The organism is Burkholderia sp. 22088, assembly GCF_052045915.1.
GTDB lineage: Bacteria > Pseudomonadota > Gammaproteobacteria > Burkholderiales > Burkholderiaceae > Burkholderia > Burkholderia cepacia.
On the sequence record NZ_JBQEPY010000037.1, the window covers coordinates 24,792 to 32,257 of the forward strand.

At 60.7% G+C, this 7,466-nt stretch carries 7 protein-coding genes; 6 read left to right on the forward strand and 1 reads right to left on the reverse strand.

Features of this window, described 5'->3' with window-relative positions; genetic code table 11:
• Positions 1–26: 26 nt before the first annotated feature.
• Positions 27–611, reverse strand: a complete 585-nt coding sequence (locus ACTJLD_RS41060) for a DUF2889 domain-containing protein (protein ID WP_440661752.1) — start codon at positions 609–611, stop codon at positions 27–29.
• A gap of 279 nt (positions 612–890) precedes the next feature.
• Between ACTJLD_RS41060 and ACTJLD_RS41065 the strand changes: the two genes are divergently transcribed.
• From ACTJLD_RS41065 to ACTJLD_RS41090, 6 genes are all read left to right on the forward strand, one after another.
• Positions 891–1,379 carry a MaoC/PaaZ C-terminal domain-containing protein gene (locus ACTJLD_RS41065; RefSeq protein ID WP_440661754.1) on the forward strand — a complete coding sequence of 163 codons (489 nt, stop codon included), beginning with the start codon at positions 891–893 and terminating at the stop codon, positions 1,377–1,379.
• Positions 1,380–1,505: 126 nt separating this feature from the next.
• The gene (locus ACTJLD_RS41070) at positions 1,506–2,951 is read left to right on the forward strand and encodes an NAD-dependent succinate-semialdehyde dehydrogenase (RefSeq protein ID WP_440661756.1); all 1,446 of its coding nucleotides are present in this window, start codon (positions 1,506–1,508) and stop codon (positions 2,949–2,951) included.
• 38 nt (positions 2,952–2,989) lie between these two features.
• On the forward strand, positions 2,990–3,403 hold the full coding sequence (locus ACTJLD_RS41075; RefSeq protein WP_440661758.1) for a Zn-ribbon domain-containing OB-fold protein: 414 nt from the start codon (positions 2,990–2,992) through the stop codon (positions 3,401–3,403).
• Positions 3,404–3,413: 10 nt separating this feature from the next.
• Positions 3,414–4,592, forward strand: a complete 1,179-nt coding sequence (locus ACTJLD_RS41080; protein ID WP_440661760.1) for a thiolase C-terminal domain-containing protein — start codon at positions 3,414–3,416, stop codon at positions 4,590–4,592.
• 562 nt (positions 4,593–5,154) lie between these two features.
• On the forward strand, positions 5,155–6,249 hold the full coding sequence (locus tag ACTJLD_RS41085) for an IS5-like element ISButh5 family transposase (protein WP_440661762.1): 1,095 nt from the start codon (positions 5,155–5,157) through the stop codon (positions 6,247–6,249).
• Positions 6,250–6,793: 544 nt separating this feature from the next.
• On the forward strand, positions 6,794–7,273 hold the full coding sequence (locus tag ACTJLD_RS41090; protein ID WP_440661765.1) for a recombinase family protein: 480 nt from the start codon (positions 6,794–6,796) through the stop codon (positions 7,271–7,273).
• Positions 7,274–7,466: the final 193 nt, after the last annotated feature.

The window sequence follows — 7,466 nt, forward strand, 5'->3', positions numbered from 1 at the left end:
GCCTCCATCGGGGGCCATGAGATGTGTCAGTCGCTGGCGGACTGCGTCGGCGATTTGAAGTGCTGAGGCCACCGCCGCTTCACGACGTCGCGATGTTCCGCATACGCATAGCAACTGTTCAGGATGATCGGTTTGCCATTCGCGTCTACGACCTGGCTCGGCGCGCCTCCCACACCTCGAACCCCTTGCATCAAGGTCGTCGCGAGCGGAATCAGTACTTCCCTCAGATGCGTACAGCTCGCCGTTCCCCGCAGGTTGTCCTTGACGACGGACGACCATCCCTTGCCGATACGCTGCCCCACGAGCACGTTCAAGGTCGATTCGGCTTCCTTGCACAACGCGAACGGTGTCGCGTCCGATGCCGCCTCGATGCGATGGATCACGTATTGGCCGTCGACGGTGACGCGTACCCAGAGGTCATGCAGCGGCGCGCCGGCCGGCAGCGCATCCGCTCGGCCCGAATGCTGGAAATCGAACGGTTTGGTATCGATGAGATGTGCTTCGACGTCGTAGAGACCATCATCGCGCGCATACGTCCGCATATCGATCACGCGGTGATGGAGCTCGCGGCGGCCGGTTGGTTCGAATAACGGCACGGAGGATTCTCCCAAAAGTGAACGGTAACGATCCGCGTGGCGGGGCCCGGGGCTATTACTAGAGCTTCAGCAATGGTCGTGCCATATGTTGTGGTTCCCTACTGCACACGCTGTGGCGCGCGGCGATCCCTTGGCGAATGCAGTAGGGAGTGTCGACGGCGGGGACATAGTGTCGCTGGTCGTGACATGGCACGGTGCGAACCTACGCCAGACCCGAATGCCCGCCGACGATATCGGGAAGGCACGATGATTGCTTGATTACCAGCGATATTCATTCACGCAAGGAGACCGGCAATGTCGAGCAGACGAGGGCTGTACTGGGAGGATTTCGAAATTGGCAAGGTCATTCAAACACCGGCGCGCACCATCACGTCGACCGATATCGTGAATTTCGCCTGCTTGAGCGGCGATTTCAACGAAGTCCATACGAATTGGGAATACTGCAAGACGACGCCATTCGGCGAGCCGATCGCGCACGGTCCGCTCATCTACGGAATCATGGGGGGCCTCCAATATGCGAGCGGCGTCAACGATGGCACGTTGCTCGCGCTGCTACAGGTCGATCAGTGGCGCATGCTTGCTCCCGTCAAGCATGGCGACACACTGCATGCGGAAATGACGGTTGTCGAACGCAAGGAATCCAGCAAACCGGACCGCGGGACCGTCAAGATGAATCGTCGGTTCGTGCGACACGACGGGACGGTTGTACAGCAGATGGAAGTGACGTTGCTTTATCGTCGTCGGCCGGCCGGAGGCAGTGACTCTGCGTCAACGCCGACCTGAATCACCCCTGGAGTACCCGGATTTGGACCGTTCGGAAAAACGGGGTGGCAGAGCGCACCTCCGAACGGTGGCAGACAAACGAAGGACGGTGAAATGTCGGACCTTAGGTCGAACCTGCATCGAGCAATGAATCGTCGAGTTTATCCCCGCATCGGGCTATATATCGACGGCGAGTGGATTTATGATCGGGCCGCCTGCCACGCAGTCGAAAACCCCAGCGATGAAAGCGTGCTGGGCCCAGTCCCGCGAGCGACGCGGGAGGATCTCGAACGCGCATCGAGTGTAGCGTACCGAGCGTTCAGGGGATGGCGGGATACGGCACCCGACGAGCGGGCGGCGTTGTTGCTTCGCGTCGCTAATTTGCTGCGGGAACGGGTTGACGCGATTGCATCGATCATTACGCTGGAGCAGGGCAAACCCGTCGCGGACGCTCGAGCGGAAGTCGAGCGCGCACGCACCTTCCTCGAGTGGGATGCGGCGCAACTGCTTCGTTCGTATGGAGCCGTCGCGCCGTCCGAGCCGGGTATGCTGCGCATGGTCCTCAGGCAGCCGATTGGCCCGGTGGCGGCATTCACACCGTGGAATGTGCCGATCAGCTCTCCGTCACGGAAAATCAGCGGAGCGTTGGCCGCGGGCTGCTCCATTGTGATCAAGGCGGCGGAGGAAACGCCAGGCGCCGCGTGTGCATTCGTTCAATGCTTCGTCGACGCGGGTTTACCGTCAGGTGTACTCAATCTCGTGTTCGGCGACCCGGCCGAAATTTCATCGATTCTGATCGCGTCGCCGGCGATTCGGCTGATCACGCTGACCGGTTCAGTGCAGGTCGGCATGCATCTTTCCCAGCTTGCCGGCGCCGCCATGAAGCCCGTGCTGATGGAGTTGGGCGGGCATGCGCCGGTTCTAGTCTGCGACGACGTCGATGTTGGCGGGATCGCGCGTCTGGCGGCGGCGGCGAAGATGCGAATGGCCGGCCAGATCTGTGCATCGCCGTCGCGCTTTATCGTGCATGAGCGCGTGTACGCCGACTTCGTGGACGCATTCGCCCATGCCGCCAATGAAATTCGCGTCGGTGATGGGTTCGGGCCGGATGTGCAGATGGGGCCGGTGATCAACGCGCGCCGGCTGGCCACGATGGAATCGCTTGTCTCTGACGCCCAGGCCGCGGGTGCACGCATCGCGGCCGGCGGACATCGGATTGGCGAACGCGGCTACTTTTACGCGCCGACAGTACTCGCTGATGCGCCTATGCACATAAAGGCGATGAGTACCGAACCATTTGGTCCGCTCGGGACATGCATCTCTGTGAAGAACATGACCGACGGCCTAGTCGTCGCGAACAGCCTGTCGGTCGGCTTGGGCGCGTACGCGTTCACGAATTCGATTGATGATGCCGAGCGCTTTACGCGTGAACTGGAGTGTGGCGTCTTGTCGATTAACCATTTCGGTGTTCCCGGAGCAGACATGCCGTTCGGCGGTGTGAAGGAAAGTGGCGTCGGGCGTGAAGGCGGCGCGGAATCGCTCGATGCGTACATGGTAAGCAAAACGGTACTACAGAGGATGGCGCGGGTTTGACCGCGTCTGTTGAGAACGAAACAAGAGGGAGACTGACTATGGAAGCAACACAGCTGCCCGCTCCGGTCGCGAATGCGGATTCGCAGCCGTACTGGGACGCAGCGCGAGAGCGGCGCCTGCTGATCCGAAAATGCAGTGCTTGTGGCACGACCCACTTCATGCCTCGGTATATGTGTCCGAATTGTTGGTCCGATCAACTCGAATGGGTTGAATGCGACGGTGCTGGCCGCGTGCATAGCTTCACGATCATTCGGCGTGCGCCAATTGCCTCGTTCGGTGCGCACGCGCCGTATGTGGTGGCACTCATCGATCTCGACGCGGGCCCCCGGATGCTAACCAATATCGTGGGGGATGATTCGTTATCCGTACGAATTGGTGATCGGGTTGACGTCACGTTCGAGGATCGCGGTGGTGGCGCAATGCTCCCACAATTCCATCGGGTCAACGCTTGAGGTCGACGGTATGAATAAAGCTGAATCGCTGAAAAACAAAGTTGCCATCGTCGGTGTGGGCGAATCCGAAATCGGGCGGGTGCCCAATATGACGGGCCTGGGTCTGAACGCTCAGGCCGCAAAACGCGCGTTGGATGACGCGGGTCTCAAGGTGACCGACATTGATGGCGTACTGACTGCCTATTCGTTTACCGAGCCTTACTTCATGCTAGGCTCGGTCCTTTGCGAATATCTGGGAATCAAGCCTCGATTCAACGCGTCGCTGGTGACGGGCGGGGCCAGTCCGGCCGTGATGCTGAAGCATGCCGCTGAAGCGATCGCATCGGGGCAAGCTGAAACCGTCCTGATCTGCGCCGGGGAAAATCGTGCGACTGGTCTCACGCGCGACGCGGCGGTAGCATCGTTGATGGCAGTGGGGCATCCGTATTTCGAGCAACCGTACGGCGCGTCCATTCCCGGGTTCTACGCAATGATCACGCAACGGTACATGCATGAGCTGGGCACTACCCGCGAGCAGTTGGCACATGTTGCGGTCAACACGCGCCAGCATGCGCTGCTGCATTCGAATGCGCACATGAAAACGCCGCTGACTATCGAGCAGGTTTTGACGGCGAAGCCGATCGCGGACCCGCTTGGCATGCTCGACTGCTGTCTGATATCGGATGCGGGCGGAGCGTTCATCGTCACGTCGGCCGAGCGTGCGATCGATCTGAAAGCCAAACCGATCTATCTGCAAGGAATCGGAGAATATCATACTCACGAGCACCTGATGTGTGCGCCGAGCCTTACCGAGTTCGGTGCCGTGGAGTCGGGGCGCATTGCATACGAAATGGCGGGCGTCGGTCCAGGTGATATCGACGTTGCCCAGCTGTACGACTGCTTCACGATCGTCCCGATCATCGAAATGGAAGAGCTCGGTCTGTGCAAGCGTGGCGAGGGCGGTGCATTCTTCGCCGACGGCCATGCGCGCATCGGTGGCAAAATGCCGATCAACACTCACGGCGGCATGCTCTCCCACGCACATGCGGGCGCGGCCGGCGGTCTTTTCGGGATCGTTGAGGCGGTGCGCCAATTGCGGGGCGGTCTCGGGCCGCGCCAGGTCGACGGAGCGGAAGTCGCGCTGGTGCACAACGAAGGCGGGATACTATCGTCCCATTGCACCGTCATCCTTGCGAACGCAATGGGCTGATAGACTCCGCGAATGCGAACAATCCAGCCGCCGGAGCGATACTGTGCGTCGGAGAGCGTGCTGGTGCCTCGAACACAGGGACGATCGTCGTTACAGCGGATGCATTGGGGCTAGGACGAGAGCCAGCTTCTGGGCGGTCGGGGTGCGGGACGACCCCGCCGCGAACGGTGTGTAGCGTCCCGCGTTGATCAGGCACGCACGCGCGCCGATATTCCACGTCGCGAAGCGTCGAGCTGTAATCGAGGCGCTGACATGCTAAGCCTGGCCAAGCACTACAGTCATAGCGCGTTCTGATCGTAATGCTGAGTGAACGATTCGGCATTCGCATCGGGCATGCGACGTTCAGGAGGTCGCGTGCCTATGTTTCGAACTGCGTCGCGAAAACAATTGCCACGTCGGTTTGCGCGGCGGCAACGCTGCAGTGGCTACGTCCGCGCCATCGAGATAGGTCAAGGTGGTATTAGCAGGCTGTTGAAATTCGGAACGGTGTAAACGGGCGCTGCGGGCGGTGCGTTAGAGATATCGTGTTCATGAACTTGGGCAGACGAGAGCGATGCGCGGAATGGACGAGATGCAAGAACCGCTGTTCACGACGGTGAAGCTGGAAGACTTCGTGCCGGCCGATCATCCGTTGCGGCCGCTTCGGCTGCTGGTCAATCAAGCGCTGAAGCGACTCAATGGGCTGTTCAGCACGATCTATGCAGACAGCGGCCGGGCCTCGATTGCACCTGAGAAGCTGCTGCGTGCATTGCTGCTGCAAGTGTTTTATTCGGTGCGCAGCGAGCGCATGCTGATGGAGCAAATGCGCTACAACCTGCTGTTCCGCTGGTTCGTCGGCCTCGCGATCGAGGATGCCGTCCGGGATCACTCGGTGTTCTCGAAGAACCGCGATCGTCTGCTCGAGCATGAAGTGGTCGAAGCGTTCTTTACCGAAGTCATGAGCCTGGCCGACAAGCAAGGGCTGCTGTCCAGAGAACACTTTTCGGTCGATGGCACGCTGATTCAGGCGTGGGCCAGCCACAAGAGCTTCCGGCCCACGGATGGCTCGGACGATCCGCCGGCCGGCGGTGGCCGCAATGTCGACACCGACTGGAAGGGCAAGCGGCGCAGCAACGAGACTCACGAGTCGAGCACCGATTCGGACGCGCGGCTGTTTAGGAAGAGCAAAGGCACGCCGTCCATCCTGTGTTACCAGGGGCACATCCTGATGGAGAACCGATCGGGCTTGGTGGTCGGCGCTGTGGTCAGTCACGCTGACGGTTTCGGCGAACGCGCAAGCGCGTTGCGCTTGCTCGATTGCGTGCCGGGCCGTCACGCCAAGACGCTCGGCGCCGACAAGGGTTATGACATGCGCGACTTCGTGCGTGACTGTCGTGCGCGCAAGGTGACGCCGCATGTCGCGCGCAACGACGCGCATCAAGGCGGCAGCGCGATCGACGGACGCACGTCGCGGCACGTCGGTTATGGCATCAGCCAAGTGATTCGCAAACGCATCGAGGAGCACTTCGGCTGGGGCAAGACCGTCGGCAGGATTCGACAGACCGTGTATCGCGGCATCAAACGAGTCGACCAGCACTTCAAACTGACGATGCTGGCGAGCAACCTGACTCGAATGGCCCGAATACTGACGGCGGTGCCACAAGGAGCAATGCGATGAGCCGCCCGAGCGCAGCAGTTGCGTGGCAACGCGCCGGCTGGTCCGCTGGCAAGCGGGGCATCCGGCACGATCCGTCTGCAACTCAGCGGCCAATCGCATACGAAACCTTTTTAAACAGTGCCTCAGTCGTCAAAACGAGGTGCTTTTCAACAGCCTGTTAGATCCTTTTGGGTTGATTGGCAGCTTGTTACCGCATTGCCGTCTGCCGCAGGCGCCGCGCCCGAGCCGCCACCCGAAATGACGCCAATGTCCGCGGTCCTCCTGTCGCGACGACCGCGGAAAGTACGGATCAGGGGAGTGGAAGCACTGCTGGTTGCCCCCCGCGGCGTGCTGTTCTTCCGCGCAACACGGGAGACTGGCGCGTAATCAGCAGCGCGTCGGCATTGGGGGCCCCCTGATCGATCGTACCGCCGCAGCTGGGCGGCTTTCAGCTTCGCGCTGAAGGGCAAATGATCGTGGACCCTGGAACTCTATACCAGTCGACTCCTGCGTCACCGGGCGCTCATCGTCGAGGCCGTCGGAACTGGGCGTCGCGCCAGACCGCATCTACACCGATAAGGGACTGACCGGGACCAGCCGTGCGCGTCCGGGGCTGGATCAGGCGCTCGCGGCCGTGCAGCGAGGTGATACGCTGGTTGTGCCGAAGCTCGACCGCCTGGCGCGATCGGTACCGGATGCACGCGATATCGCGGACTCACTCATCGCGCGCGGGGTGAAGCTAGCGATTGGTTCGAGCGTCTATGATCCGGTTGACCCGATGGGCAAGATGTTTTTCAACATCCTCGCCACCTTCGCCGAGTTCGAAGCAGATCTGATACGCCTGCGTACCCGCGAGGGTATGGCTATTGCCCGAGCGAAAGGCCGGCTACGGGGTAAGCAGCCCAAGCTTTCCGTCAAACAGCAAAAAGAGTTGCGTCGGATGTATGACGCCGGCAACCATTCCATCAGCGACCTGGCCGAGCTGTTTGCGGTTTCCCGCCCAACCGTGTACCGAACCCTCGCTCGTCAGCCTGAAGCGTTATAGCGCGGACTCGTGACAGCTATCTGGCTATCGTCTCGGTGACAACTTTATGGCTGAGACCCAAAGGCTGAGACCGGCGGTGGATTCAACCGGTCGATGCAACACACTAGACGCTGCGTAAGCAGTGGAGGTGTTGCAAATGAAACAGCGGCGCAGGATCTACTACACCGAGACTCAAAAGGCACTGATGTGGGAG

Excerpts from the sequence above, each read along its gene's own strand:
- ACTJLD_RS41065 (WP_440661754.1), top strand. The coding sequence starts at position 891 with ATGTCGAGCAGACGAGGGCTGTACTGGGAGGATTTCGAAATTGGCAAG.
- ACTJLD_RS41070 (WP_440661756.1), top strand. The coding sequence starts at position 1,506 with ATGAATCGTCGAGTTTATCCCCGCATCGGGCTATATATCGACGGCGAG.
- ACTJLD_RS41075 (WP_440661758.1), top strand. The coding sequence starts at position 2,990 with ATGGAAGCAACACAGCTGCCCGCTCCGGTCGCGAATGCGGATTCGCAG.
- ACTJLD_RS41080 (WP_440661760.1), top strand. The coding sequence starts at position 3,414 with ATGAATAAAGCTGAATCGCTGAAAAACAAAGTTGCCATCGTCGGTGTG.
- ACTJLD_RS41085 (WP_440661762.1), top strand. The coding sequence starts at position 5,155 with ATGGACGAGATGCAAGAACCGCTGTTCACGACGGTGAAGCTGGAAGAC.